This is a genomic window from Pelomonas sp. BJYL3 (assembly GCF_027257975.1).
Taxonomy (GTDB): domain Bacteria; phylum Pseudomonadota; class Gammaproteobacteria; order Burkholderiales; family Burkholderiaceae_C; genus Roseateles_B; species Roseateles_B flavus.
Genome location: NZ_JANZKX010000006.1, coordinates 18,428 through 44,164 on the forward strand (window position 1 = coordinate 18,428; position 25,737 = coordinate 44,164).

26 protein-coding genes and 1 riboswitch are annotated in these 25,737 nt (G+C 68.6%); of the genes, 21 read left to right on the top strand and 5 right to left on the bottom strand.

What is annotated here, in order from left to right; genetic code table 11:
* Positions 1–41 precede the first annotated feature (41 nt).
* Positions 42–620, top strand: coding sequence for a C39 family peptidase (locus O9Y01_RS17560; RefSeq protein WP_269632908.1), 579 nt, complete (start codon positions 42–44; stop codon positions 618–620).
* Positions 621–697: 77 nt separating this feature from the next.
* Here O9Y01_RS17560 and O9Y01_RS17565 read toward each other — a convergent pair whose 3' ends face one another.
* On the bottom strand, positions 698–1,822 hold the full coding sequence (locus O9Y01_RS17565) for a branched-chain amino acid ABC transporter substrate-binding protein (protein WP_269632909.1): 1,125 nt from the start codon (positions 1,820–1,822) through the stop codon (positions 698–700).
* 336 nt (positions 1,823–2,158) lie between these two features.
* Between O9Y01_RS17565 and O9Y01_RS17570 the strand changes: the two genes are divergently transcribed.
* Together O9Y01_RS17570 and O9Y01_RS17575 are read left to right on the top strand one after the other, a co-directional pair.
* Complete coding sequence (locus O9Y01_RS17570) at positions 2,159–3,430, top strand: putative Na+/H+ antiporter (protein ID WP_269632910.1); 1,272 nt, start codon at positions 2,159–2,161, stop codon at positions 3,428–3,430.
* A gap of 263 nt (positions 3,431–3,693) precedes the next feature.
* Positions 3,694–4,596 (top strand): LysR family transcriptional regulator, encoded by a 903-nt coding sequence (locus O9Y01_RS17575; RefSeq protein WP_269632911.1) that lies wholly within the window; start codon positions 3,694–3,696, stop codon positions 4,594–4,596.
* On the opposite strand, the gene O9Y01_RS17580 is transcribed toward O9Y01_RS17575, so the two are convergent.
* Positions 4,582–5,280 (bottom strand): glutathione S-transferase family protein, encoded by a 699-nt coding sequence (locus tag O9Y01_RS17580; RefSeq protein WP_269632912.1) that lies wholly within the window; start codon positions 5,278–5,280, stop codon positions 4,582–4,584. The two genes, O9Y01_RS17575 and O9Y01_RS17580, sit on opposite strands and share 15 nt — an antisense overlap.
* A 330-nt stretch (positions 5,281–5,610) precedes the next feature.
* On the opposite strand from O9Y01_RS17580, the gene O9Y01_RS17585 reads away from it, so the two are divergent.
* Together O9Y01_RS17585 and O9Y01_RS17590 are read left to right on the top strand one after the other, a co-directional pair.
* The gene (locus O9Y01_RS17585; RefSeq protein ID WP_269632913.1) at positions 5,611–6,237 is read left to right on the top strand and encodes a pyridoxamine 5'-phosphate oxidase family protein; all 627 of its coding nucleotides are present in this window, start codon (positions 5,611–5,613) and stop codon (positions 6,235–6,237) included.
* 91 nt (positions 6,238–6,328) lie between these two features.
* Positions 6,329–6,670 carry a hypothetical protein gene (locus O9Y01_RS17590; RefSeq protein WP_269632914.1) on the top strand — a complete coding sequence of 114 codons (342 nt, stop codon included), beginning with the start codon at positions 6,329–6,331 and terminating at the stop codon, positions 6,668–6,670.
* 16 nt (positions 6,671–6,686) lie between these two features.
* On the opposite strand, the gene O9Y01_RS17595 is transcribed toward O9Y01_RS17590, so the two are convergent.
* Positions 6,687–7,589 carry a LysR family transcriptional regulator gene (locus O9Y01_RS17595; RefSeq protein ID WP_269633231.1) on the bottom strand — a complete coding sequence of 301 codons (903 nt, stop codon included), beginning with the start codon at positions 7,587–7,589 and terminating at the stop codon, positions 6,687–6,689.
* A 138-nt stretch (positions 7,590–7,727) separates the two neighbouring features.
* On the opposite strand from O9Y01_RS17595, the gene O9Y01_RS17600 reads away from it, so the two are divergent.
* From O9Y01_RS17600 to cobA, 16 genes are all read left to right on the top strand, one after another.
* Positions 7,728–8,276 (top strand): carboxymuconolactone decarboxylase family protein, encoded by a 549-nt coding sequence (locus O9Y01_RS17600; RefSeq protein WP_269632915.1) that lies wholly within the window; start codon positions 7,728–7,730, stop codon positions 8,274–8,276.
* 54 nt (positions 8,277–8,330) lie between these two features.
* Positions 8,331–8,813, top strand: a complete 483-nt coding sequence (locus O9Y01_RS17605) for a nuclear transport factor 2 family protein (RefSeq protein ID WP_269632916.1) — start codon at positions 8,331–8,333, stop codon at positions 8,811–8,813.
* Between the two features lie 72 nt (positions 8,814–8,885).
* Complete coding sequence (locus O9Y01_RS17610; protein ID WP_269632917.1) at positions 8,886–9,791, top strand: HD-GYP domain-containing protein; 906 nt, start codon at positions 8,886–8,888, stop codon at positions 9,789–9,791.
* Between the two features lie 480 nt (positions 9,792–10,271).
* Positions 10,272–11,156: a hypothetical protein gene (locus tag O9Y01_RS17615; protein ID WP_269632918.1), complete on the top strand. Its 885-nt coding sequence runs from the start codon at positions 10,272–10,274 to the stop codon at positions 11,154–11,156.
* 190 nt (positions 11,157–11,346) lie between these two features.
* Positions 11,347–11,568: riboswitch (cobalamin riboswitch) on the top strand.
* A gap of 297 nt (positions 11,569–11,865) precedes the next feature.
* Entirely contained in the window at positions 11,866–12,507 is a 642-nt protein-coding gene (locus O9Y01_RS17620; protein ID WP_269632919.1) for an energy-coupling factor ABC transporter permease, read from the top strand.
* Positions 12,504–13,319 (top strand): precorrin-4 C(11)-methyltransferase, encoded by an 816-nt coding sequence (gene cobM / locus O9Y01_RS17625; protein ID WP_269632920.1) that lies wholly within the window; start codon positions 12,504–12,506, stop codon positions 13,317–13,319. Before O9Y01_RS17620 ends, cobM begins: the two co-directional genes overlap by 4 nt.
* Positions 13,316–14,236 carry a sirohydrochlorin chelatase gene (locus tag O9Y01_RS17630; protein ID WP_269632921.1) on the top strand — a complete coding sequence of 307 codons (921 nt, stop codon included), beginning with the start codon at positions 13,316–13,318 and terminating at the stop codon, positions 14,234–14,236. Before cobM ends, O9Y01_RS17630 begins: the two co-directional genes overlap by 4 nt.
* Entirely contained in the window at positions 14,233–14,919 is a 687-nt protein-coding gene (locus O9Y01_RS17635) for a precorrin-8X methylmutase (RefSeq protein WP_269632922.1), read from the top strand. Before O9Y01_RS17630 ends, O9Y01_RS17635 begins: the two co-directional genes overlap by 4 nt.
* Complete coding sequence (locus O9Y01_RS17640) at positions 14,916–16,049, top strand: cobalt-precorrin-5B (C(1))-methyltransferase (protein WP_269632923.1); 1,134 nt, start codon at positions 14,916–14,918, stop codon at positions 16,047–16,049. The genes O9Y01_RS17635 and O9Y01_RS17640 overlap by 4 nt, the downstream gene beginning before the upstream one ends.
* Positions 16,036–17,355: a precorrin-6y C5,15-methyltransferase (decarboxylating) subunit CbiE gene (gene cbiE / locus O9Y01_RS17645; protein ID WP_269632924.1), complete on the top strand. Its 1,320-nt coding sequence runs from the start codon at positions 16,036–16,038 to the stop codon at positions 17,353–17,355. The genes O9Y01_RS17640 and cbiE overlap by 14 nt, the downstream gene beginning before the upstream one ends.
* Entirely contained in the window at positions 17,345–18,187 is an 843-nt protein-coding gene (gene cobI / locus O9Y01_RS17650; RefSeq protein WP_269632925.1) for a precorrin-2 C(20)-methyltransferase, read from the top strand. The genes cbiE and cobI overlap by 11 nt, the downstream gene beginning before the upstream one ends.
* A complete protein-coding gene (locus O9Y01_RS17655; RefSeq protein ID WP_269632926.1) occupies positions 18,168–18,926 on the top strand; it encodes a cobalamin biosynthesis central domain-containing protein in 759 nt (252 codons plus the stop codon). Before cobI ends, O9Y01_RS17655 begins: the two co-directional genes overlap by 20 nt.
* Positions 18,923–19,321, top strand: coding sequence for a cobalamin biosynthesis protein (locus O9Y01_RS17660; protein ID WP_269632927.1), 399 nt, complete (start codon positions 18,923–18,925; stop codon positions 19,319–19,321). Before O9Y01_RS17655 ends, O9Y01_RS17660 begins: the two co-directional genes overlap by 4 nt.
* Entirely contained in the window at positions 19,314–20,318 is a 1,005-nt protein-coding gene (gene cobJ, locus O9Y01_RS17665; RefSeq protein ID WP_269632928.1) for a precorrin-3B C(17)-methyltransferase, read from the top strand. The genes O9Y01_RS17660 and cobJ overlap by 8 nt, the downstream gene beginning before the upstream one ends.
* Positions 20,315–20,707, top strand: a complete 393-nt coding sequence (locus O9Y01_RS17670) for a (2Fe-2S) ferredoxin domain-containing protein (protein ID WP_269632929.1) — start codon at positions 20,315–20,317, stop codon at positions 20,705–20,707. Before cobJ ends, O9Y01_RS17670 begins: the two co-directional genes overlap by 4 nt.
* Positions 20,697–21,467 carry a uroporphyrinogen-III C-methyltransferase gene (cobA, locus tag O9Y01_RS17675; protein WP_269632930.1) on the top strand — a complete coding sequence of 257 codons (771 nt, stop codon included), beginning with the start codon at positions 20,697–20,699 and terminating at the stop codon, positions 21,465–21,467. Before O9Y01_RS17670 ends, cobA begins: the two co-directional genes overlap by 11 nt.
* Before the next feature lie 16 nt (positions 21,468–21,483).
* Here cobA and O9Y01_RS17680 read toward each other — a convergent pair whose 3' ends face one another.
* Complete coding sequence (locus O9Y01_RS17680) at positions 21,484–23,016, bottom strand: phytase (RefSeq protein WP_269632931.1); 1,533 nt, start codon at positions 23,014–23,016, stop codon at positions 21,484–21,486.
* A 23-nt stretch (positions 23,017–23,039) separates the two neighbouring features.
* Positions 23,040–25,586 carry a TonB-dependent receptor gene (locus O9Y01_RS17685; protein WP_269632932.1) on the bottom strand — a complete coding sequence of 849 codons (2,547 nt, stop codon included), beginning with the start codon at positions 25,584–25,586 and terminating at the stop codon, positions 23,040–23,042.
* Positions 25,587–25,737 lie beyond the last annotated feature (151 nt).

Below are 25,737 nucleotides of genomic sequence, written 5' to 3' on the forward strand. Positions count from 1 at the left end.
CACACCGACGAACCTTCCCCAAAGAATCGAATGGAGATCGCATGAACGCGAATCTGAAGAAGACGCTGGCCGGCCTGGGTCTCAGCCTGCTCATGCCCCTGGCCTTCGCCCAGTACAAGGCGCTGAACGTGCCCCAGACCATCCAGGAGCACAGCCAGTGGTGCTGGTCGGCCTCCAGCAAGGCCATCATCAGCTACTACAAGACGCCCCCGAGCCAGTGCAGCATCGTCAACTGGGCCTTCGGCATCAACTACGCCTGCGGCAACGGCACCTTCAACTGGAGCAGCTACGCCAACCAGCCCAATGCACTGTACGGCTCGGGTGGCAGTGCCCAGGGCGTGCTGGCCAACTGGGGCATCGGCACCAATGCCTATGCCTATGCCTCGTCCTGGAACGCCATCGTTTCAGACATCAACTACAACAAGCCCTTCATGATCCGCTTCGGCTGGAGCTCCGGTGGCGGGCACATCATGGTCGGGACCGGCTATGAAGTCTGGAACGGCGGCTACTACGTGCTCTACATGAACCCGTGGCCCGGCGAAGGCAATTCGGAAGACAGCTACAACTGGATGGTCTCCGCCAGCGACCACGCCTGGACGCACACCTTGCGCGTGCGCTGACGCCTGTCGACTCCGCCGCAGCACGAGGAGATGAGAGAGGGCTGCGGCGGAGTGGGGCGCTGGATCGGCGATGGGCCTCAGAGGCTCTTCAGCGCCACGACGTCCTTGCCCTTGAAGGTGAAGACCGTGACCGCCGACTGTTTCAGGTCATGCTTCGCGTCATAGGCATATTCGCCGGCCACGCCCATGTAGCTGGACTTCGCGAGGTGCTCGCTGAGCTTGCCCGGGTCGGTGGACTGCGTGGCCTCGATGGCCGATGCGAGCAGGTTGGCGCCGTCATAGAAGGCGGCGGCGTAGGTCAGCGGATCGCGCTTGAACTCGGCGCGATAGCGCTCGACGAACTTCTTGCCCTTATCGCTGCGGTCGATGATGGAGCCACCCTGCGTGCAGTACACGTTCAGCTCGGTGTTGAGCTGGGACAGCGTGGCCGTCTCCGACGAGCAGATGCCGTCACCACCCAGCAGCGGCGTGGCAATGCCCAGCGAGCGCATTTGGCGCAGCATGGGGCCGGCCTGGGCCGAGTAGCCACCGTAGAAGACGGCGTCCGGCTTGGCCGCCTTCACCGAGGTGAGGATGGTGTTGAAGTCGCTGGCCTTGTCGTTGGTGAATTCCTTGGCGACCACCTTGATGCCGAGCTTGCTGGCCTGGTCCACGAACTCCTGTGCCACGCCCAGGCCGTAGGCCGTGCGATCGTCGATGACGGCCACGGTCTTGATCTTCAGGTCCTGGGCCGCGTACACGGCCATCTTGGCGCCGAGCTGGTTGTCGGTCGCGCCGATGCGGAACAGGCGGGCATGGCCCTGCGTGGTGATGCGCGGATTGGAGGCCACCGTCAGCACCAGCACGCCGCCTTCGGCGAAGATCCGGGAGGTGGGCATGGTGACGCCCGAGTTGTAGGGCCCCAGGACGAACTTGATCTTCTTGTCGACCAGTTGCTGCGCCACCTGCACGCCCTGGCGCGGATCCGCGGTGTCGTCGTTCACGTCGAGATCGAACTGCACGGCCTTGCCGCCCACCTTTATCCCCTTGGCATTGAGCTCCTTGATGGCCAGCAGCGCGCCATCGCGGTTGTCCGTGCCGTTGCCGGCCTGCGGGCCCGTGGTCGGGCTCATGAAACCGATGCGGATGCGCTCCTGCGCCTGCGCGCCGAAACAGGCCAGACCCGCGGCGAGCAGCAGCAGGTTCAGGGAATACTTCTTCATCAAAGGTCCTCTTGGTCAGTGGATGGGCAGGGCATGCCCCATGCTCCGGGCCGCCGCAGGCCATGTGCAGGGCCGCAGCACCGGAAGGGAAAACGCGGATGGCGGCACTTTAGGCGATGTGCAAGCGCCGAGCCTTGAGGAATGCTAAAGGCAGCCTCTTGCACGGCCCTTTCCCGCGGGCTCGCGGGAACGCCCCTGCTGGCGAGGGCGGGCCGACCTGTCGCTTGCGCGGTGCGGGGAGGGCGGTGGCAATGGTAAATTCCTGCCTTGGGTGTCAGGTCTTGCGGCCTGGCAGGTTGAGCGCAGGTCGGGCCGCCGCGCGGAGTTTCCACGACCATGCACACCGACACCCTCATCTCCTACGTCGCCCTGGCCCTGTTCGTCCTGGCCCTGGCCCACACCTTTGCCGCCAAGCAGTTCGAGCGGCTGTCCCATCGCTACCCGCAGCACGCCGGCCTGTTTCATCTGCTGGGCGAGGTGGAGGTGGTCTTCGGCTTCTGGGCCCTGGTGCTGATCCTGGCGCTCGCCGTGCTGAAGGATGGCGTCAGCGCCTTGCACTACGCCGAGTCCCGCAACTACACCGAGCCGCTGTTCGTCTTCGTCGTGATGGTGGTGGCTGCCTCGCGGCCGGTGATCGACCTCGTACAGCGGGCGATCGCCTTCGTGTCCCGGCTGATCCCGCTCCCAGGCGCCGTCTCCAGCACCTGGCTGGGCCTGGCGGTGGTGCCGCTCTTGGGATCCCTGGTCACCGAGCCCGCCGCCATGACGCTGGCGGCCCTGATGCTGGCGCCGGTGGTGTTCCGGTCCGAGGTGCCCGAGCGGCCGAAGTACTTCGCGCTGGGCGTGCTCTTCGTCAACGTGTCCATCGGTGGCACCCTGACGGCCTATGCGGCGCCGCCCGTGCTGATGGTGGCCGCGACCTGGCAATGGGACAGCGCCTACATGCTGGCCCACTTCGGCTGGAAGGCCGTGCTGGCCGTGCTGCTCAACGCCACGCTGGCGACCTGGGTGATGCGCAAGCACCTGCAAGAGATTCGCGCAGACGCGCTGGAGGAGGGCGCCAGCGTGCCTGCGCCGGTGCCGCTGGCCGTGGCCCTGGTGCATGTGCTGCTGCTCGCGGGCGTGGTGGTGCTGGCCCATCATCCGGTGGCCTTTCTGGGCCTGTTTCTGATGTTTCTGGGCTTCAGCCAGGCCTATGAGCGCTACCAGAGCCCGCTGATCCTGAAAGAGGCGCTGCTGGTGGCCTTTTTCCTGGCCGGGCTCGTGGTGCTGGGCGGCATGCAGGCCTGGTGGCTGCAGCCCATCGTCTCCAGCCTGGAGCCGCTGGCCCTGTTCTTCGGCGCCATCGGCCTCACCGCCATCACCGACAATGCAGCGCTGACCTACCTCGGCTCGCTCATCGCCGGCATTCCGGTGGAGGCCAAGCACGCGCTGGTCGCTGGTGCCGTGGCCGGCGGTGGCCTGACGGTCATCGCCAATGCGCCCAATCCGGCGGGCGTGGCGCTGCTCAAGCGTGGCTTTGCCGACGAGTCCATCGGCGCCATGGAGCTGCTGCTAGGCGCCCTCGTGCCGACGGCCCTGGCAGCGATCGCCTTCCTTGCGCTGTGAATCCGGCTCCCGCTGTCTGGGCGTAGCAGTCGTAGGGCGGCTCTGGGCTGGGTGGCGTATGCCTGACAGTGCCTCGCCGGCATCTTGAAATTGTCGACAATGTGCATTATGTAAACCAAAGAATATGACTGGAAGGCGTGCCGGCAGCCTTAGCGGTCCGCCAGGCAACACGCTCGCCTATTCCTCCATGACCTGTTGAGCGCAGCACACCTTGCCGGCGTCGTGCCGCCGGCTTCTTGACGCGCGCAGCGACAATGGCCGGCATGAGCCGCACCTCTGCTTTCGACTGGGATGACCTGCGTGTCGCACTTGCCATCGCGGAGTGCGGCACTTTGTCCGGCGCTGCCGCCACGTTGCATGTGAGCCATCCCACGCTGTCTCGCCGGCTGCATTTGATGGAGCAGCGTCTCGGAACACGGCTGTTCGAGCGCACGCCAGGTGGGCTTCGGCCGACGGAGGCGGGAGACGAAATCCGGGCGCTGGCTCTGCGCATCCGAGATGAGGTGGCCGATGTGGAGCGCCGCATTCGTGGGCGGGACGATGGTCACGATGGGCCGGTGCGCGTCACGGCTCCCGATGCGGTTTCCGAGTACCTGCTGCCCCCGGTGCTGGCCGCCGTATGCCGAACACACGACGGACTGCAGCTTGAGCTTCATGTGTCCAACGATGTGGTGTCGCTGGCGAGGCGCGAGGCAGACATAGCGCTACGCGTGACCCGGGCGCCGCAGGAGACCCTGCGCGGGCGTGAGGTCGGCACCGTTGCTATGGCCGTCTATGCGCCGCGTCTTTTGACAAAGGCGAGCGACGACTCGGCATCGCCCAATCACCTGCCATGGATCGGCTTTGACGCTGGTCTGGCCTGCAGCGCGCCCGGAGCCTGGCTGGCGCGCAACGTCGCCGACGACGACGTGCGGTTCCGCGCGAACACCTTGCTGGGCGCCGCGCAGGCGGCGCGCGCGGGCATCGGCTGTGCCGTCCTGCCGTGCTTCGTCGGGGGCTCGATTCCAGAGCTCGTTCGCCTTGGCCCACCGCTGGACGAACTGGCGCAGCCGCTGTGGCTGCTGATGCACGAGGACGTCGCTCGCGTGCCGCGCATGCGCCGCGCGAGCGCGGCGCTGGCTGAGGAGATCGCGCGATCTTCCCGGCTGATGTCAGGCCTCGACTGAGCGCCTCTCAACGGCCGCCGCCACGAGGTGAGCCATATGGGAGCCACGTCCGGCCAGATAGCGCAGGAAGACCTGCCCGTAGTCGGGCACGACGGCTGCGCGCACGCTCGGCCTCACCGCCAGATTGAATCGATAGGCGGCCGTCGCCGGAAGCCCTTGAAGGAGGCGGAAGTCCGCCAGTTGGTCGAAGGTATCCAGCAGCCGGAAGATCGGCGCGAACGCGGCGTCTACCAGGCCGAAGCGAGCACCGTCAAAGTACGGTCCGCCGCTGGACAGCTGTCTCTCCAGCCGCGCAAAGCGTTCGGCGAGCTCCGTTCGTTTGCGTTCGAAGGAGGCCTCGTCCGGCGCCATGTAGAAGCCGAACACGTCGCCGATCACGGCTGAGGCGAACTCGGCCCATGCGCGGTGGCGAGCCCGATCCAGGGCGTCAGCGGGCCACAGGGGAACCCGGTCGACAGCGGCCTCTTCGATGTACTCGCAGATGACGGCGGTCTCGAACACGGCCGTGTCGCCCACCCGCAGCACCGGCACCTTGCCCAGCGGCGACAGCCGGATGAACCAGTCCGGCTTGTCGGCGAGGTCGATGTAGGTTCGCCTGGGTTCCAGTCCTTTCTCTGCGAGCTGGATCGCTGCCCGCTGGGTGTAGGGGCAAAGAATGTTGCTGATGAGTTCAAAGTCGTGCATGCCATTTCCTTGTGGATGAGCGCATGACCTTACGCACCTCCAGCGCGGGGTGCCATCGAAAGCTTGTGCAGGCCGCTGTGCGGAAACTTGCAGCGGCAGACTTCTTCTCGCTCGGCAGTGGCTGAAGTTCGTACCCTGCCCTGCCCTGGAGCCGCCCGCACCAGCGCTGCTCGGCTCAAGCACGCCGCTGTCCCCTGACGCCCGCCGTTGTTCCACTCGCCGAAACAGTGCATTCGGCCCAGCGGCCATTCTGGTTTCGGTCGCACTCGACCATAGTTCGGTCACTCGCTGCATCGCTGGCAGCGATGTCAACGAACACCGGACCGAATCATGAGCCGAGCCTATTCAGACATTGCTTTCACGCCCACCGTGCGTGCCATGCAGCGCCGCATGGGCAGCCGAGCGTCCTATGCCCGACTGGACCAGGCCGAGGACCGCCGTGACGAGCTGACCGAGCGCGAAGCCGAGTTCATCCACGGGCGTGACGGCTTCTACCAGGCCACCGTGAGCGAAACCGGCTGGCCCTATGTGCAGTTCCGGGGCGGCCCGGCCGGCTTTCTGAAGGTGCTGGACGCCAAGACGCTGGCCTATGCCGACTTCCGAGGCAACCTGCAGTACATCAGCGTTGGCAACCTGGAGGGCAACGACCGCGTGTCCCTGCTGCTGATGGACTACGCGAACCAGCGTCGCCTGAAGATCCTGGGCCGCGTGCGGCTGGTGAATGAAGCCGAGGATCCCGCATTGCTGGCCAGGCTCAAGCTGCCGCAGTACCGGGCCGAGGTCGAGCGGGCCTTCGTCATCACGGTCGAAGGCTACGACTGGAACTGCCCGCAGCACATCACGCCGCGCTTCACCGAAGCCGAGATCGAGCAGGCCGTGCAGCCCTTGCGCGCGGAACTCGAGCAGGCACGGCGCGAGCTGGCCCGGCTGCGAAGCGCATTGGCAAAGCAGCCCTAGCCGACCTGGCCCATCACTTTCAAGCCTGACCCGGCGCGAGGCCGCCGGGCCGGGTGAACTCGTCCCGCCTCAAGCCCCCAGGAGTCTCCCCATGCACATCAAGCACATGCTCGCCAAGGCCCGTTCCGACGCAGCCATCACCCCAGTCGAGGCACGCGACGCGATGCTCGGCTGCTTCGTCACCATTCACGGCGAGACGCTCAAGCGCGGTGCCGCACTGCTGGGCAAGCCGCTCAGCGACGAGCAGGCCGAGCACCATGCCACCGTCATCATGAAGGGACTGCTGGGCCCGCAATGGGACCGCCCGAGCAAGGCGGCCCTGGCCGATGCACGCATCCGCATGGACCAGAAGATGAACTTCTCGCAGGCGCCGCAGGACTTGCAGGATATCCACGAGCAAGTCTGCAACCTGATCGTCAGCAAGACGGCCTGAGCCCCCAGCGCCTTCTTCAACCGAGCGGCGCCAGCCGCTCGCGCAGCCGCTCCACAGCCAGATCGATGAACGCCCGCGCCTTGTGCGAGGCGTGGCGGCCTTCCCGGTGCACCAGATGCACCGGGAGGGCTGCCAGCTCGAACGGTTCCAACACCAGCTGCAATGCGCCGCTTCGTACCAGGCCGTCCACCTGGTAGGACATCAGTCGCGTCAGTCCGAAGCCGCCCACCGCGGCCGCAATGGCCGAATCATTGGTGGTGGTCTGCATGCGCGGTGCGAGCCTCACCGCCCTCACCTCCCCCTCCACCTTGAAGCGCCACTCCGGCGCCGGCGTGACGGCATTGGCCGAGATCAGCGTGTGGCCGAGCAAGTCCTCGGGCTGCCGCGGCTCGCCATGCGCGGCCAGATAGGCCGGCGCGCCGCAGATGACGCGGCGCACGCTCCCGACGCGCACGGCTTGCAGCGAGGAGTCCGGCAACTCGCCGATGCGCACGGCCACGTCCACCCCTTCATCGGTCAGATTCACCACCCGGTCCAGGAACCAGCAGGAAGCAGTGACCTCGGGATAACGCTGCAGGTACTCAGTCATGACAGGCGTCACGTGCAAGGCACCGAAAAGCACCGGCGCGGTGACGGTCAGCCGACCACGCGGCGCGCCATGCAGGCCGCTGACCGACTCGTCCGCTTCGGCCAGTTCGGCCAGGATGCGCCGGCAGTCCTCCACATAGCGTGCGCCGGCCTCGGTCACCCGCACGACCCGCGTGGTGCGGGTCAGCAGGCGGGCACCCAGGTGCGCCTCCAGCTCGCTGATGGCCCGGGTGACGGCCGGCGGCGAGATGCCCAGCTTGCGCGCCGCTCCGGCGAACCCGCTGGCATCGACGACCGCCACAAAGACGTTGATGAGATGCAGTTTGTCCAACTGTTCCTCCGCGCGTAACGGTGCATTGCAATTTGAGGTGATTCTAATCATCGACCGATTCAACGACAGTTCAGTCATTCGCCGAACACGTAGCGAATGCCAAGCCGAATCACCTCACAGCATCACGGAGTCTTGACCATGTCCCGTCTCAGCATCCCCACCGTCGACCAATCCCTCGAAGCCGCCAAGCCCCTGCTGGCCGCCGTCGAAAAACAGCTGGGCGTTGTGCCCAATCTGATGAAGCTGCTGGGCCAAAGCCCGGCGGGCCTGGAAGGCTACCTGTCGCTGAATGGCGCGCTGGCCAAGGGCAAGCTGAGCGTGCAACTGCGCGAGCGCATCGCATTGACCATTGCCGAGTTCAACGGCTGCGATTACTGCCTGTCGGCACACAGCTACCTGGCCACGCATGTCGCCAAGATTGGCGCCGGTGAGATCGATGCTGCCCGCGACGGCCGCTCGGACGATGCACGCACCGCCGCGGCCCTGCACTTCGCCCGTCGCGTGGCCGAGTCGCGCGGCCGGGTGTCGGATGCCGACCTGGCTGCCTTGCGCGCCGCTGACTTCGACGAGTCGGCCGTCGTGGAGATCGTGCTGAACGTGGCGCTCAATGTGCTGACCAACTACGTCAACAACGTGGCGCGGACCGACGTCGACTTCCCGCTGGTCGCCGCTCGGCAGGCCGTCTGAAGTTCGGGGGCGGCTCGGCCGCCCCTGTCTTGCCAATGTCAACTTGCTGCCCTCATGAACACGCCCCTCGACACCCCACGCCCTCCTTTGCCGCCCTTCACCCGGGAGACCGCCACGCAGAAGGTCCGCATGGCCGAAGATGCATGGAACACGCGCGATCCGCAGCGCGTGGCCCTGGCCTACACGCCGGACAGCCGCTGGCGCAATCGCAGCGAGTTCCCGCGCGGCCGCGAGCAGATCCGGCAACTGCTCGAACGCAAGTGGGCCCGCGAACTGGACTATCGGCTCATCAAGGAACTGTGGGCGCACGATGGCCACCGCATCGCCGTGCGTTTCGCCTACGAGTGGCATGACGACGCCGGCAACTGGTTCCGCTCCTACGGCAATGAGAACTGGGAATTCGACGCCGACGGCTACATGGCGGTGCGCCACGCCAGCATCAACGACAAGCCCATCCAGGCGCACGAGCGTCTGTTCCACTGGCCGCAAGGGCCTCGCCCGGCCGAGCATCCGGGCCTCAGTGAACTGGGCCTTTGAATCGTCCCTTCCGAGCTCGCGATGAGCTTTCTTGCCGGCCCGAGCCGGCCCACTGACATCACAAGACACGACATGACGACTTCTGAACCGCAAGCACTGAGCGATGAAGTACAGGGCCTGCGCCAGGAGCTGGCGACCCAGCGTCAGGCCTTGCTGGCCAGCCTGCTGGTCTCGGCCTGGATGGTCGAGGCACGCGACCCCTACACTGGTGGGCACCTCTGGCGCGTGGCGCGCATGGCCCATGCGCTGGCCCTGGAATCGGGCAGCACGCCGCGCGAAGCCAGCCGCATCGCGATGGCCGGCTTTCTGCACGACCTGGGCAAGGTGGGGATTCCCGATGCCATCCTGCGCAAGCCGGGGCGGCTGACCGACGAGGAATTCGCCATCATCAAGACGCATCCGCGCGTGGGGGCACGCATGCTGTCCGGCCATCCGCTGGCGGAACTGGTCGTCGGCGTGATCCACCATCACCACGAAATGCCCAACGGCCGGGGCTATCCCATGGGACTCGCCGGCGACGAGATTCCTCGCGACGCCCGGCTGGTCGGCCTGTGCGACGCCTTTGATGCCATGACGAGCACACGGCCGTACCGCGCCGGCATGCCCATCGCCCAGGCCCTGGACATCATCGAGTCCGAGCTGGGGAATCAGTTCGATCTGGCGCTGGGAACCACGTTCCTGCGCATGGGGCGGGACGGTGCCTTCGACGGCATCGTCGGTCATAGCGATGATGGCATCCCGCTGCAGAACTGCCCGGTCTGCGGCCCGACGCTGGTTCGCACGCGCAGCGCGCGCGCCGGACATCACCTGGGCTGCCCAGCCTGCACGGCGCGCTTCACCTGGACTGACACCGAGCAGGGCCTTCAGGCCCTGCCTACGGGCACCTATGCCGAGGCAGAGGAGCTGGAGCCCGCCCTGGACCGCGCGCAGATCGAGGCGCTGGTGCTCGACTGGGCGGATGCGATGGCCGGCAGCTGACGCGCGGCCTGCCCCTTGATTGCCTTCGCATGCCGGACGCCCCGGCCTGTCAATACGTCCCGCCGTCAAGGCCGGGCAGCTCTCATGATTCGAATCTGGCAGGGCAACTGCAGCCAGGCACTCAGCGCAGTATCAGATAGGGATGGCGGCTGTAGACATCGTGACGACGTTCGTAAGATGTAACCACTCGCGAATTCGAGACGTCCTTTCAGACCCACTGTTTTCCCTTGCACTGTTCGCGAGCACCGTGGCCGGCTGCATGCTGGGAATCTGCATTCGACGATTCCAGCCGTACCGTAGAGATTGTCGGATATCACGCTGCCGTTACCGCCGAGCAGAGCTGGCTGATATCCGGTCTGGCATCTGGTCTGGCAGTTGCGATATTTGAACCGCATGCCATGGAGAGCTGCTTCTATCTCCCCTGGTGATGGCCATCTATTCAACGGGCAGGCTGTTCAAGCCCCTACGTGAAGGAATGACATGACTTCCCTTCTCAGCAGAATCAAAGTCACAGCCGTATCTGCGGTGGCCATGCTGCTGCCTGTTTCACAGGCCTATGCCCAACAGTGGCAGCAGATGCCGGGGGCAGCCAAAGCAATCGCCGCGGCGGGCGACAAAGGAGCCGTGCTTGTCGGGACCGATGGCGCCTTTCACGTCTGGGGTGCCGCCGGATCCTGGGCCCGGCTCACCCCGGCGCCGGGCGGGCCCACGCCGAACGCGGTTTCGATCACGTCCTACGATGGCCTGAGATGGGGCGTTGTCGATGCTGACGGAAAGTACTGGTCGGTGGCCCAGAACTTCAGTCCTGTCGGTCCGGCGCTTCCCACTTACAACGCGACTTTGTCGCCCTCGTGCGATTTCGGTCCGATCAACGTGGCGAGCGGGCGGGGTTCCACCCTTTTTGCCACCAAGAAAGGTGATGCCTCCAATGCTGTGTATCAAAGCTTGGGGGGGTGTGCGTCATCACCTGGTTGGACGTCGTATGGAGCAACAAGCAGCGCAATGTCGGTCCCCGCTGGAACTGCGGGAGCGGCGCAACGCCCAGTATTGTGGATAGAAACGCTGCGGGCGGCTTATGGCTGCGTTTCTCGGGGGCTTTGCCTGATCGCTGGTGGCGCTGCCGCGCCCAGTGGCGTGCGCCTCCTGGCGGCTGGCAAGAACACCGTTTGGGTTGCCACCTCGCAAGGCAATGGCCCGGATCAATTGGCCAGATATACCCTAGGCAGTCCGGCATGGAATAACGGAACCTGGGAGGCAAAGGTATTGCCGTCAGGTGTCACGAGCCTCCTGGCAATTGCCGTGTCAGAGACCGACGCTGTCTGGCTCATTGACAGTCAGAAGCGCATCTGGAAGATGGCGCCGTAGCGCAGGGCCGGGGCCAGCAGGATCGTCTCAGCCAGTTACTGGTCTCCAGAGTCCCCTGACCTTGCCTCGCCTCAACAACCGCCGCATTCATGACATCGCCCGGGCGCCCATCGCCCGCTTCATGCGATGGCGAGCGGCCCGCCGGCTGCGCCAGGCCGTGGAAGGCGGTCCGCGCACGTATACTGCGGCCGCACACTGAAGGTGCCAGGTGGTCCGTCCGGACCGGCCTGGTGAAACGGGAAGTTGGTGCGCGGCGCTCCGCTCAGGAGCCCGCAATGCCAACGCTGCCCCCGCAACGGTAAGCAAGGTCAGGGCTGCGCTTGAATCCACTGGACTCCGGTCCGGGAAGGAGCGGCCTGCCGGAGTTCGATACTCCGGACTTGCAAGCCCGGAGACCGGCCCGCAGTGTTTTGGTGCTGATGCTGCGGTGGGCGGCTCGGGCTGTTTGCGCGCCCGGCTCGCCGCCGGGTCGTGCCACACCCCTCCTCCTCCCTCACTCGGTGATTCCTGGCTTCAATCCTGCACGGGGCGTGCAGGCCGGAGGGTTTGTCATGCTTCGTTCCCCCTGACCCCAGACGCTGGCCGCTGAGCCAACGGGCCATGTGCTGACCTTTCTGGGTCCGCGCAGGCCTGAATCCGTCTTCATCTCGAACGGGCTGCGGCGCTGCTGCCGTACGCCCGCGCCTTCCCACACCTGATCGGAAGTCCCATGCATATCGAACCCGGCCTGCTGGCGCCCGCCAAGCTGTTCTTCGCCAATGGCGCCGCCGCACTGCTGCTGGCGCACCACGCCCCTGCCCTGCTTCGCCAGCCGGTCCTGGTGCTGCGCAGCGTACTGGCAGCGCTCTTCTTCACCGCCTGCATGCAGCTCGTCCACCTGAAGGTCGGTCCATCCGAGCTGCATTTCGTGGGGGCCATGCCCATCTATCTGCTGTGCGGCCTGGTGCCCACCCTGTTCGGCTTCGGCCTGGGCCTGTTGATGCAGGGCCTGCTGTTCGAGCCGCAGGACCTGGTCCATCTGGCGGTCAACGCCCTCTCGCTGATGGTGCCGCTGCTGGTCACCCATCAGTTGCTGGGACGCCGCGACCGGCCCCTGAGCCGCCGCTTCCTCCTGCAGCTCGATGCCACCTACTACGCGGGGGTCACCCTGATGGTGGGCTTCTGGCTGGCCAATGGGCAGACGAGCACCGCGCTGCAGGACTGGGCGCTGTTCGCGGCGTCCTATCTCTCGGTGGTGCTGGCTGAGCCGCTGCTGAGCTGGTTGATGGTCCGCGGCGCACAGGCCCTGGCACGGCGCCGGGACGCCCTGGTGCGCCTGTGCTGCGATGAACGCATCAGCGCCGGCGCATGAAGCGCGCGCCACAGCAGCGGCCGGGCACGGTGTTCTTCGTCGGCGCCGGACCAGGCTCACCGGACCTGATCACCGTGCGCGGCCGGGATCTCATCGCCTGCGCCGGCGCCATCCTCTATGCCGGATCCCTGGTCGACGAGGCCGCCACGCGCTGGGCCCCGGCGGGCTGCGTCCTGCGTGACTCCAAGGACATGACGCTGGAGCAGATGTCGGACTGGCTGATCGAGCAGTCCCGGCAGCACGCCACCGTCGTGCGCCTGCAGACGGGCGATCCCGCGCTGTACGGGGCCCTGATCGAGCTGGTGCAGCCCCTGGATGCCGCAGGCGTGGCCCTCGAGGTGGTGCCAGGGGTGTCCTCGGCCATGGCCTCGGCGGCCGCGGCGGTGGAAAGCCTGACTCTGCCCGAGGTCACCCAGACGGTGATCTTCACGCGCGTGGAGGGCCGCACGCCCATGCCGGCGGGCGAGAGCCTGGTGGAGCTGGCCCGCCATCGAAGCACGCTGTGCATCTTTCTTTCCATCACCCTGCTGCACAAGGTCGAAGCCGCGCTGCAGGAGGCCGGCTGGCCCGCGGACGCGCCCATGCTGGTGGTCCACAAGGCCAGCTGGCCGGGGCATCAGCGGGTCCTGCGCGGCACAGTGGCAACGATCAAGTCCCTGTGCCGCGAGGCCGGCATCGTCAGCCAGGCCATGGTGATCGCCAGCCCCACCCTGGGCGCGCGTCAGTGGCCAGACCTGGCCCGTTCCAAGCTGTACGACCCCAGCTTCACCCATCGCTACCGGCGCGCCAGCGCGCCCACGGAGTCTGCATGAACGACACCACCCTCCTGCTCGTGGGCCATGGCTCGCGCGAGTCCGCCGGCAATGCCGAGATCCACGCCTTTGTCCATCAGTGGCAGGCCCGGCAGCCGGGCTGGCGCATCGAGGTCTGCTTCATCGAATTCGCGCCTCCGTCCCTGCACGACGGCCTGCTGCAGGCGGCGGCTGGCGCGCGGCGCGTGCTGGTCCTGCCACTGATCCTCAATGCCGCCGGGCACGTGAAGATGGAGATCCCCGAGGCCATCGAGCACGCGCGGGCCCATGCGCCAGGCGTGGACTTCCTCTACGCCCCCCACCTCACGGCCTGCGACCCCATCCTGAAGATCCTGCAGCGGCGCCTGAAGCAGGCCATGGCGGCGCTGGACATGCCGGACCCGCGCGGCACCGGCGTGATCCTGCTGGGTCGCGGCTCCTCGGATCGCGCCGCCAACGGCGAGATGGCCAAGATGGCGCGCTGGCTGCAGGAGTCCGGCGAACATGAGCTGGTGGAGCTGGCCTTCACCGGCATCACCTGGCCCCGGTTGGAGCGAGTGGTGCAGCGTCAGGCCCTGATCGGCCTGCGCCAGATCGTGGTGCTTCCCTACTACCTCTACACCGGCACGCTGATGCAGCGCATCCAGCGCCAGGTGGCGCACCTGCGCGCGCAGTATCCGCAGCTGCGCTTCGAATGCGGCACCCACTTCGGCTTCGAGCCGGAAATCTTCCAGCTGCTGGAGCAGCGGGTGGCGGATCTGCTGGCGGGCCTGCCCGACAGTCGCCTGCCCTGCGATGGCTGCAAGTACCGCGAGATCGCCCACGAACTGGGCCATGGTCATTCGCACGAGCACACGCACGGCCCGGCGGCGGCGCAGGCTCCTGTGCATGTGCATGGGCACGCGCATGGACATGCGCCCGCCGCGGAGCCCGCATGAGCAGCGTCAACACGGTCACCGAGCAGCTGACCCGTGCCGGGCAGGCCATCGAGCACGACAGCTTCGCCATCATCGATGCCGAGGTCGGCCCCCACGCCTACGAGCCCGGGCAATGGCCCGTCGTGCGCCGGATGATCCACGCCAATGCCGACTTCGAGTTCAACGGCCTCACCGAGTTCCACCCGCAGGCAGTCGAGGCTGGGGTCGCCGCCATGTTGCGCGGCGGCACGCCGGTGGTGGCGGACGTGGAGATGATCTGCTCCGGCCTCTCCGCGCCGCGCCTGGCGCACTTCGGCATGCGCTGCCACCAGTTCATCAGCGACGCCGATGTGATCCAGGCCGCACGCGAACAGGACAGCACCCGTGCCGTGCAGGCCATGCGCAAGGCCCACCGGCTGGGGTTGCTGGAGGGGGCCATCGTGGGCATCGGCAATGCGCCCACGGCCCTGCTGGAGCTGCTGCGCCTGATTCAGGAGCAAGGTGTGCGGCCAGCCCTGGTGGTGGGCATGCCGGTGGGCTTTGTCTCGGCGGCCGAGTCCAAGGCCCTGCTGGCTCAGGAGCAGCGCGTGCCGTGGATCGCCATCCGCGGGCGCAAGGGCGGTTCCACCCTCGTGGTGGCGGCGCTGCATGCCCTGCTGGCCCTGGCGGAGACGCGGCAGCAGGCGCCCCGGAGCCATCCATGATGGACAAGACCAGCCAGCGCGGCACGCGCACCGGCTTCACCACCGGAGCCTGCTCGGCCGCGGCGGCCAGGGCTGCGGTGCTGGGGCTGGTGGGGGGCAGCGTCCCGACGCGCGTGGAGGCACGCCTGCCCAAGGGCCAGCTGATCTGCTTCGAGGTGATCGACGGCCGCTGCGACGCCGAGGCCGCCCATGCCGTGGTCGTCAAGGACGCCGGGGACGACCCGGACTGCACGGACAAGGCCCGGCTCACCGCCGACGTGCGCCTGCTGCGGGACCGTCCGGGTGAAGTGCTGCTGCGCGGCGGTACCGGCGTTGGCACCGTCACCATGGCGGGCCTGGGCCTGGAGGTCGGCGGGCCGGCCATCAACCCGGTGCCGCGGCGCAACATCGAGGAGAACGTCCGCGAAGCCGGGGCTCCGCTGCTGGACGACGCCGGCCTGGAGGTCACCATCTCCGTGCCCCAGGGCGTGGAGATGGCGCGCAAGACGCTCAATGCCCGCCTGGGCATCCTGGGCGGCATTTCCATCCTGGGCACCACGGGCATCGTCAAGCCCTATTCCACCGCGGCCTACCGCGCCAGCGTGGTCCAGGGTGTGCAGGTGGCCGCCACCGTCGGCAAGAGCAGCGGGCACAGCGTGGTCGTGCTGACCACCGGCGGCCGGACCGAGCAGTTCGCCATGCGCGAGTGCGCGGGCCTGCCGCAGGCCTGCTTCGTGCAGATGGGCGACTTCCTGCGCTATGCCCTGGACACCGCGGCCGAGGAAGGGCTGCGCGAGGTCGTCATCGGAGGCATGGTGGGCAAGCTCACCAAGATCGCCCAGGGCGAGACCATCACCCACGCCAACCGCGCCGAGGTGGACACCGGGCTGCTGGCCGAGCTGGCCGCCAGCATCGGCGCGCCTGCCGACGAGTGCGCCGCCATCGCGGCCAATGTCACCGCGCGCTTTGCCGCCGAGCGCATGCAGGCCCTGGGTCTGCTCAATGAATTTCACGACGCCCTGGCGCGCAAGGTGATCAGCACCCTGTGCGCCCCGGAGCGCTATGGCAGCCGCTTCCGGCTGCGTGTCCTGGTCTGCGATTTCGACGGCCAGAAGATTGCCGAGGCCTGCTCGACCCATGCACCTGTCTGACCCCCAACCCTGCCGCGTCATCGGCGTCCTGGACGACGGCGCCGCCAGCCTCGGGGCGCTGGCGCTGGCCCATCTGCGCCGCGCCCGCGTCGTCATCGGTGCGCCGCGCACCCTGGCCCTGTTCGCCGACGAGATCGCCCCCGAGGCCCGCCGCCATGCCCTGCAGGGGCCGCTGGCCCAGGTGCCCGAATGGATACGCGAGGCCCGCGAGGCCCAGCTGCCCGTGGTCCTGCTGGCCACCGGCGATCCCTTGTGCCATGGCATCGCAGGCTATCTGGCGGCGCGCCTGTGTCTCTCGGCCATCGAGGTGCTGCCCAATGTCTCGACCCTGCAGCTGGCCTGCGCCCGCCTGGGCCTGGCCTGGCAGGACGCGCGCATCCTGTCCATCCATGCCCAGGATGCCGGCGAGTGGCAGCCCGGCGCTCCGCCCGATCACGGGCTGCATGCCCTGGCCCAGGCCCTGCGCGAGCACGACCGCCTGCTGGTGCTGACGAGCCCCGCCAACACGCCGGACCGTGTCGCCCGGCTGCTGCTGGCCGAAGGCATGGGCGAGGCCTTCCAGCTGTCCGTGGCCGAATGCCTGTGCACACCGCAGGAGCGCATCCATGCGGACCTTCAGCCGGCCGAGGCCGCCGACCGCCGCTTCGCCGACCCCAATGTGCTGCTGCTGTGGCGGGTGCGGCCCCGGCCGCGGCCCACGCTCTTCGGGCTGCCGGATGCCCACTACGCCCAGCGTCATCCGGAGAAGGGTCTGATCACCAAGCAGGAGGTGCGCGCGGTCTCCCTGGCGCGCCTGCAGCTGCGGGCCGACAGCCGGGTCTGGGACATCGGCGCGGGCAGCGGATCCGTGGGCCTCGAAGCCGCACGCCTGTGCCCGCGCGGCCACGTCTGGGCCATCGAGAAGAACGAGCAGGACCTGGCCATTGCCCGGCTGAACCAGCGTGCGGCCGGCTTGAGCAATCACACCCTGGTGCTGGGCAAGGCACCGGAGCCGCTGGATGCCTGGCCGGATCCGGATGCCGTCTTCATCGGTGGCTCAGGCGGTGAGCTGGACGGCCTGATCCGTCTCGTGATGGCCCGGCTGCGCCCTGGCGGCTGGCTGGTGATGAACTTCGTGACCCTCGAGAACCTCGCCACCGCCACGCAGACCCTGGCCTCGCTGGCGCTGGACTGGGACGTGCTGCAGCTGCAGGCGGCGCGCAGCAAGCCCATCCTCCACATGCACCGCATGGCCGCAGAGAACCCGGTGTGGATTGTCTCCGCCCAGGCCCCCATGGCCACGCAGGAGCGCCGCCATGACGCCTGAGCTCGTGAGCCGCCGCGGCACGCTGCATGGCGTGAGCCTGGGGCCTGGCGATCCCGGCCTGATCACCCGCCAGGCCTGGGCGCTGCTGCAGCGGCGGGACGCGGTCTGGGTCTATCCGGTGCGCAGCGGCAAGAGTGCCAGCTATGCGCTGGACATCGTCCTGCGTGCCGGCCTGCCGACGCCCGCCCTGCACCAGGCCCTGCTCTTTCCGATGAGCTATGACGCCGAGAAGCTGGCGCGCAGCTGGCAGCGTGCCGCGGACTGGGTGCTGCCCCAGCTGCAGGCCGGCCGGGACGTGCTCTTCCTGGTGGAGGGCGATGCCAGCACCTACGCCACCTTCGGGCATCTGGCGCGCACGCTGCGGGCCCTCGATCCCGCCGTGGCCATCGAGGTGACGGCCGGTGTGAACGCCTTCACCGCGGCCTGCGCGACCCTGGCCCAGCCCCTGGCCGAGCAGGACGACACCGTGGCCATCGTGCCCGCCGCCTATGGCGTCAGCGCGCTGGACCGCCTGCTGCCGGAGTTCGACACCCTGGTGCTGTTGAAGGTCAAGCCCCTGATCGATGCGCTGCTGGACTGGCTCCTTGCGCGCGGCCTGCTGGCCCAGGCCCGGCTCATCGAACGCTGCGGCGCACCGGACGAGCGCATCTTCCGCGGCGAGCAGCTGCTGGCCCTGCGCGGCAGCAAGCTCAGCTACCTCTCGCTGATGCTGGTGAGCAGCCCCCTGCGCCAGCGCGGCGAACGCCTGCGGGGCTGTCTGAAGAAACCGCTCGCGGCCCCTGCCCTTCCCCTGACTCCACCCCGGACCCTCGATGAATCCTGCCCCTCCTGAGCTGATGCCACCGCGCGTGGTCCTGGTCGCCATCACCCGCCACGGCGCGGGCCTGGCGGCTCGGCTGGCGCGCGCCCTGCCCCATGCCGAGCTGTGCGTGGCCGCCAAATTCGCCGAGGCCCTGGACGGCCTGCCCAACGCCCGGCATTGCTATGACGGCGCGTTCAGGGACAAGATCGCCGGCCTGTTCGCGGCCTATGACCAGATCGTCTTCTTCGTGTCGCTGGGGGCCGTGGTGCGTCTGATCGCCCCTCACCTGCGCAGCAAGGACGAGGACCCGGGCGTGCTGGTGGTCGACGATGCCGCGCAGTTCGTCATCCCCGTGCTGTCCGGCCACGTGGGCGGCGCCAATGCCATGGCCGAGCAGCTGGCCCTGCTGCTGGATGCGCAGCCCGTGCTGACCACCGCCTCGGACGTCGGACAGACCATTCCCGTGGACATCCTCGGGCGCGAACTGGGCTGGCGGGTGGAAGCGCCCAAGATCAACATCACCCGTGTCTCGGCCGCCGTGGTCAACGGTGAGCCGGTGGCCCTGGTCCAGGAGGCCGGCAGCCCGCACTGGTGGACGCGGCCGACCCCGCTGCCGCCCAACATTCATTGCTTTGACCGCTTCGATGCGGTGGACACGGCGCGCTTCAAGGCGATGCTGTGGATCACCCATGCGCCGGTCAGCGCCAGGCACTGGCAAGCGCTGGAGGAGCGGCTGGTGGTCTACCGCCCCCCGCAGGAGCCCACATGAAGATCGCGCTCGGGCTGGGTTGCGACCGCGGCACCACGCAAGCCACCCTGCACCAGGCGGTGGCACTGGCCCTGGCCCGCTGCGGTGCAGGCTGGCAGGACGTGGCCGCGGCCGCCAGCATCACGCTGAAGGCTGACGAGGCAGGCCTGCTGGCCCTGGCAGACGCACAGGGCTGGCGCTTGCACTTCTATGCGCCTCAGGAGCTGGCCCGCGTGCCCGTGCCCCACCCCTCCGAAATCGTGCGCCGCTACACGGGCACGCCCTCGGTCAGCGAGGCCGCGGCCCTGCTGGCCGCCAGGGCCACGGCCGGCGCCCTGCTGGTCGAGAAACTCAAACACCTGGGGACCGACGGGCGCAACGCCACGGTCTCCATCGCAAGGATGTCCCATGATTGAGAACGAAGCGCCTCCCGGCCGCCGTAGCGGCAAGATCACCCTGGTGGGCATCGGCCCCGGTAGCGAGGCCCACATGACGCAGCGGGCCCGCGAGGCCATTGCCGAGGCCGATGTGGTGGTGGGCTACGTCACCTACATCAAGCTGGTGGCGCCGCTGCTGGAGGGCAAGGAGGTGGTGCGCAAGGGCATGACGGAAGAGCTGGACCGCGCCGTCAGCGCCCTGGAGGCTGCGCGCCAGGGCAAGACCGTGGCGCTGATCTCCAGCGGTGACGCCGGCGTCTACGGCATGGCCGGGCCGACCTACGAGGTGCTGTTCCAGGCCGGCTGGACGCCGGAAGACCCGGTGGAGGTCGAGATCGTGCCCGGCGCCTCGGCCCTCAATGCCTGCGCCGCGCTGGTGGGCGCCCCGCTGACGCATGACTTCTGCGCCATCTCCCTCAGCGATCTGCTCACGCCCTGGCCCGCCATCGCCCGCCGCCTGGAGGCCGCCGCTGCGTCGGACTTCGTGACCGCGCTCTACAACCCCAAGAGCGGCCGCCGCACCCGCCAGATCGTCGAGGCCCAGCGGCTGTTCCTGCGCCACCGCCGGCCGGACACGCCGGTGGCCATCGTCAAGAGCGCCTACCGCCGCCGTCAGCACATCGAGCTGCGCACCCTGGCCGACATGGGCGAGGCCGACATCGGCATGCTCAGCACCGTGCTGATCGGCAACAGTCACACCTTCATGCGCCACGGGCTGATGGTGACGCCGCGCGGCTACGCCAACAAGTACGAGCTGGACGAAGGCGGCATCACCCGCGAGGGCGAACGCGCCGGCCGCTCGCTCTCCACCGGCCTGGAGGGCTGGCTGCAGACCCTGGCCGAGGAGCACGCGGCCGGTGCAACGCCGCAGGCGCTGGCGCTACGCTACCGCCTGCCCGCGGACTACATCCTGGCGGCCCTGCGCGACGCCGCATCGGGCCAGGCCATTCCCTCGAACCTGGAGACCCAGCCATGAGCAGCACGCTCGAGAAGCCCAGCATCGCGCCCTACCGTCGTCACCTCCTGATCTGCACGGGCTCGCGCTGCAGCGAGGACGGCCAGTCGCAAGCGTTGTTCGACAGCCTGGGCGACAAGTTCAAGGCAGCCGGCCTCAACGCGGGCGACTTGCGAGTCAAGCGCAGCCGCGTGAGCTGCTTCGCGGCCTGCAGGGGCGGCCCCATCGTCTGCGTGCAGCCCGAGGGCATCTGGTACTGCCAGGTCACGCCCGAGAACATGGACCGCATCATCGAGCAGCACCTGCTGGGTGGCCGGCCGGTGGACGAGCTGGTGTTCCACCGCGGACCCAGCGCGGCGCTGTGCGAGGCCCCGGCTCCGGCCTGCGCGGAAGAGGGCCATGGCTGCTGAGCGCGAGGACCTGCACGCAGGCCTGGTCTCTATCGTGGGGGCAGGCCCCGGGCCGGCCGATCTGCTCACCCTGCGTGCGCTGGACCGCATCCAGCGCGCCGAGGTGGCGGTGCATGACCGCCTGATCGCTGCCGAGGTGCTGGCGCTGCTGCCGGCGGCGGCCGAGCGCATCTACGTGGGCAAGGCCTCCGGCCATCATGTGATGAGCCAGGCACAGATCCATGAGGTGCTGATCCGCGAGGCCCGGCGCGGGCGGCGCGTGCTGCGGCTCAAGGGCGGCGATCCCTTTGTCTTCGGCCGTGGCGGCGAGGAGGCTCAGGCCCTGGCCGAGGCCGGCCTGGCCTTCGAGATCGTGCCCGGCATCAGCGCGGCCAATGGCTGTGCCGCGGCGGCGGGCATTCCCCTCACCCACCGCGACGTGGCGCAGGCCTGCGTCTTCCTGCCCGGCCACCTGGCCGAGGGCAGCCCCGGCCTGGACTGGTCCAGCCTGGCCCGGCCACACCAGACCCGCGTGTTCTACATGGGCCTGGCACGCCTGACGTCCATAGCCCAGGCGCTGATCTGGCACGGGCTGGATCCCGCCACCCCGGCCGCGGCCGTGATCGACGGCACGCGCAGCAGCCAGCAGGTGCTGGCGGCCCCGCTGCACCGGCTGATGCAGCAGGCCCCGGCCCACGCGGGCCGGCCGGGCCTCTTCATCGTGGGAGAGACGGTGGCCTTGAGCCCGCATTTCGCGCCGGGCTCGTCGGGCGGTGCGTGAAGGCCAGGCAGGCCGGTCAGGGCAAGCGCAAGGCCCGCGCGACCTCGCTCCACGGCAGCAGCTTGAAGTTCTGGCGACCGTCAGGCAGGCGCTTGTGGCCGTCCTGCACCACCAGCAGCCCCTGCGAATAGAGACCGCCGAAGTCGGCCGAGCTCACCTCCAGGCCGTCGGTCTCGGACGCACCATCGATGCCCCGCTGCTCGTTGATGCCGATGCGAAAGCCGCCACGCAACTGGAACGGGGGGCGGGCATCCAGCACCAGGTAGCTGTCGCTGCCCTGGGAGGACACGACAAGATAGCTGGGCCCGCCACGACGCCCCTGGTAGAGGGCCAGGCCCTCGACATCCGCCACCAGCTCCCGGCCGACCGGCATGACCAGCTGCGGCTGGGCCGGGGCGTCGGCCGTGGCATCCAGGGCCCAGATGCCGCGCTTCTCCTCCCCCACGAAGAGCCGCTGCGCTCGCTCGTCCACCACGCAGCCCTCGGGCTGGCTGCCAAGCTTGAACTGCCGCAGCAGGCGGGCGCGCCACGTCCCCTCGTGCCGCTCGATCCGGTACTGCTGGACACGACCGTCCTTGTCGTTGGGAAAGGCGTCGAGCTGGCCGTCCGGCGTGCGGCCCACGCAGAGGCCGTAGATGTCGGCCAGGTCGGTGGGCAGGCGTGCGAGCTCGGTCACATGGCCGCGGCCATCGATGCCGAACAACACCAGCGACTGCTCGTCACGCTGCGTGGCCACCGCGAGGTCCCAGGCGCGACCGCCGGTGCGGATGCCCTGCCGCAGGTCGACATTGTTGATGCGTCCCACCGGCAACAGCTGCCGCTGGCGGCCGTCAAGCCCGTAGACCAGCAGGCCCTGCTTCTTGTTCGTGCCCAGCACCACGCTGCGCCGTCCGTCCTGCGGATGGACCCAGATCGCCGGGTCATCGGCCGCATCCCCTTGCTGGCCCACCGGCTCCGTCTGTGCCGTGGGCTGCAGCACCGGCCATGCCGGACGGGCCGTCGGTGCCGGCTCGTTCAGCCAGCGCCGCGGCCGGCCTTCCGCTTCGGTGGCCACGAACCACTGGCCGACGCCGGCTTCGCCGAACTGCAGCAGACCGCGCTCGTCATCCACGGCACATCCCTGCGGATGCGGCGCCGTGGCCAGGCGACGCACGGGCCGCGCCGACCGCTCGCCCAGCAGCCATTGCTCACTCAGGCCGTCATTGCCAAGCAGGAAAAGGTGCAGCAGGCCCTGCGGGTCACGGTGCAGGCACAGGGCCTCGACCTCGAAGTCAGGCGCCGGCAGCTCGTGGACCGCCAGCCTGTCGCCGCGCACGCGTGCCAGCAGCGGGCGGCTGCGGTCGGCATCCAGGAGGACGGCCACGCGCTCGCTGCCCTCGCCTCGCTGGTCCCAGCGCTTGGCACGCACGGCATGTCGGTCGAGCTCACGGCCCTGGGCATCCAGCAGATGGAGCCCGTTCTTGTCCAGGGTCAGCGCCCGGTCGGCCGCCAGCGCGCCAACGGTGGACGCAGCCAGCAGCGCTGCGGCCAGTGCGGTTCGGATCGTCATCATCATCATCATCGCCCCTGGCATCAGAACAGCGTGGCCTTGACCGACAGCTTGAAGGTGCGACCGTAGCTCTCGTTCTGTACGTTGAAGGGCTGGCTGCCCTGGAAGACGTAGTAGCGCTCGCGGTTGAGGTTGAGCGCTTCAACGACGACCGACCAGCGGCGGTCGAACTGCCAGGTGGCAGAGACGTCCAGCTGCCGCTGGCGATCGACGTAGCGATCCTGGGCTGCGTTCAGGATGTCCGACCCCAGCTCCAGCAGGTAATTGGACTTCTGATTCAGCGCCAGTCGAGCGCTGATCGGCCCCGCCTCGTAGCCCAGCATCAGGTTGACCACCGCATTGGACTGCCCCGGCAGCCGGATGCTGCGGGCCTGCAGCGCCCCCGCCTTCCTGTCGAATCGGGCCACCTCGGCCTTCGAGTCCGTGAAGGTGGCATTGACCCCCACGATCAGGCCTGACAGCGCGCCCGGCAGCATGCGCAGGGGCTGGCTGTAGGCCAGCTCGATGCCGCGCACACGGGCCGAGTCCCCGTTGGCGAAGCTGGTGGCCGTCGTGTACGCGGCCCAGGCGCCGCTACCCGCGAGGTTGGTGGTGTAGGTGAAGTCGCGGATCGCCTTGTCGAATACATAGGCCGACAGCACGCCCTCGCGGCCCAGGATCCGTTCGATGCCGAGGTCCAGGTTGCGGGAGCGCAGCGGGTTCAGGTCCGGGTTGCCGATGCTGGCTTCCGTCGTGCTGGCCAGGCTGATGCCCGGCGCCAGCTGGCTGAAGTTGGCACGGACCACGGAGTTCCACCAGGCGCCGCGCACCGAGGTCCTGGCATCCAGCTCATAGCGGGCGTGCAGGCCGGGCAGCCAATGGCCGTAGCGGCGCTCGCTGCTGCGCTCACTGAGGGCATTGGCGGCGTTGACCTGCTGGCCCTGCGCCTCGAAACGGGTCTGCTCGCGGCGCAGCCCGCCCAGCAGCTGGAGGCGGTCATTGAACTCGTGGCTCAGCTGCAGGTAGCCGGCGCTGATGTCCTCGCCCATGCGGTAGTCGTTCAGCGCCGACTCGCGCACCAGCCGGGCCGGATCGCGGGGCAGTCCGGCAATGCGGGCACGGACGCGTTGCGGGTCGATGGCCACGCCCATGCGGCCGTAGGGGAAGTCCAGCTCCTGCTCGGAGGCAAAGGCCGCCAGCGTGCTGGCGCCTGCGCCCCAGTAGCCCGGGCTGGCGGCGCTGCTGCTCGTGTAGGCCCACTGCTCCGTGTCGTTGCGCTTGTCTCGATGGCTCTTCTTGACGCCGAACTTGAGGGTCGTCGGGCGCCCCGCCAGCAGGAGGCGCCGCTCCAGGTCGAGCCTGGCGTGGGCTTCCCTGTCCTCGCTCCATCGCGCCTGCAGCGTGATGCCGTTCAGCGCATAGGCTGCCGTGTTGTAGAGGGCCACGGGGCCCTGCAGCAGCGGCCGCTGGCTGTCGGTGAAGGAGAGGCCGGCCACATTGTTCTGGCGGAAGCGCGCGTCGTTGATCGACTCCGGCGTGTCCTCGCTGGCCCGGCCCAGGCCGGCCGAGGCCTGCAGCGTCCAGTCCTCCAGCCGTTGTTCGGTGCCGACGTTCAGCGAGTCGATACCCTGCGTGTACTTGCGCTGGCGCAGCCGGCGCTCGGCGCGCGCTGTCACGACCTGACCCTCGGCGAACAGGCCGCCCGGCGTTGCCGCGCTGTTCGCGACGCTGCCGATGGTGAGGCGGTCGCGGACTTCATCGTCGCTGAACCGGCTGAAGAAGGCGCGCAGCTGGTAGCTCTCCCCATCGCGGGGACGGTAGTCCAGATTGGCCGAGAGGGCCCGGCGCTCGCGCACGGGCCGGTAGTCCCGCAGTTCGACGCCGCTCAGGCGGCCATCGGTCCAGGCACCACCGGTCTCGACGTCGTCGGACCCGAAGCGGCGCTTCTCGGTGCTCAGGCCCAGCGCCACCCCAAGGTGCCGAGACTCGCCGAAGCGGCGGGCCCACAGCAGGTGGGCATTGGCGTCGCCCTGCGCCGTCAGCTGGTCGCGCGTGACGCCGAGGCCGACGTTCAGGATGGATTGCGGCAGGTCGAAGGCGGACAGGGTCTTGACGGCGATGCTGCCGCCCATGGAGTCGGCGTCCTGGTCCGGTGTCAGCGTCTTGCTGACCTCCAGGGAGCGCACCATTCCGGCCGGCAGTGTGTCCAGGGCCACGCCGCGGCGGCCGGCCTCGGGCGAGGGCACCAGGGAACCGTTGATGGAGACCGAGTTCAGGTCCGGCCCCAGCCCGCGGATCACCACGTAGCGGCCTTCCCCCTGGTCGCGCTGCAGCGAGACCCCCGGCATGCGCGCGAGTGCCTCCGCGGCGTTCTTGTCCGGCAGGGCCCCGATGTCATCGGCGCTGATGACGCTGAGCACATGGTTGGCCTTTTCCTGGGCGGCCAGTGCCTTGCGCAGGCTCGCGGCCTGGCCGGTGATGGTGACGGCATCCAGCGTGGCACTGGCCTGGGCCTGCGCGCCGAAGGCGGCGGCCAGGCCGAGGCTCAGGGCACTGAGGCGGCAGCAATGGGAACGACGGGAAGGTTTCATGGGATCTCGACTGAATGGGCGCCCGGCAGGCAATGGGGCGCACTGTCCCGAAGCCCCATGGCAGTCGCGTGACATCGACCGATGAGCGCAGGGCTGCCCCCGCCCGTGAGCCGATCGGTCCCCCCTCCCTCAGCGTCTGCGGGAACTGTCA